The organism is Methylobacterium variabile (assembly GCF_001043975.1).
GTDB lineage: Bacteria > Pseudomonadota > Alphaproteobacteria > Rhizobiales > Beijerinckiaceae > Methylobacterium > Methylobacterium variabile.
Genome location: NZ_LABY01000147.1, coordinates 1 through 845, shown reverse-complemented (window position 1 = coordinate 845; position 845 = coordinate 1). Strand labels below are relative to the sequence as shown.

The following is an 845-nucleotide window of genomic DNA, read 5'->3' as shown; positions in this document are numbered from 1 at the left end:
TTCAACGGGATCGACGTCGAGGTGGTGCTGGTCAAGGGCTACCGGACGGTGTTCTTCTATCGCTGAGCCGCGGCGGGCGAGGTGCGCCCCGCGATCCGGGACCCGCGCGGCGCCTCGCTCCGCGCGACCAAGCGAAGCAGGCATCCGCGATGCGACGGCGTCCCGCCGTGGCCGCAGGTCGATCGTCCGGCGATCGCCCGAAGCGTTCGGCCGGACCTCGCGCGAAGCGCCTCGCACGTCGCAAGACCTGAGGGACCATGTCGGCCGCCCGCGGCAACCGGATGCCCAATGAGGCAAGTGGACGCAGCCTGCGCCCTGCCGGTCCGGGAGAATAAATCCCGCCTCCCCCAGCAGACCGACCGCGATCATCCGTCCGGCCGCCCGTCCTCCGGCGGCGGGAGTGACGGCAGGCTGGTGGGAAAGCTGTCCTAAGGCTGGACATCGGCGGAAATGTCCGAAAGATCCGAAAAGCGCCGCTCCCCGCGACGACAGCACCTCGTACCGGACATTTCCCTGCACTATGACACAGGTTGTGCGCAACAAACTCGCTTCGCGGCGAGTTTCGGAACCGCTGCCGCGAGCTGGACGCTGCCGATCGCGGAGGAGACTGCGAACCTGTGACTGATCGCCGAGAGCAGAGCCGCATCGACGCCGAGATCGCGCGGACGACCCCGAGCGCGGACCCGTTCGCCGCGGCCGTGCGGGCGACCCGCATGCCGATGCTGATCACCGACCCCAACCAGCCGGACAACCCCATCGTCTTCGTCAACAACGCCTTCTCCAAGCTGACGGGCTACGCGCACACCGAGATCCTGGGCCGGAATTGCCGCTTCCTCCAGGGGCCG

At 68.5% G+C, this 845-nt stretch carries 1 protein-coding gene; it reads left to right on the top strand.

Going from position 1 to position 845, the window contains the following annotated elements:
* Positions 1 to 617: 617 nt before the first annotated feature.
* A partial coding sequence (locus tag VQ02_RS38765) for a PAS domain-containing protein (RefSeq protein ID WP_048446020.1) occupies positions 618 to 845 on the top strand: 228 nt, incomplete at its 3' end.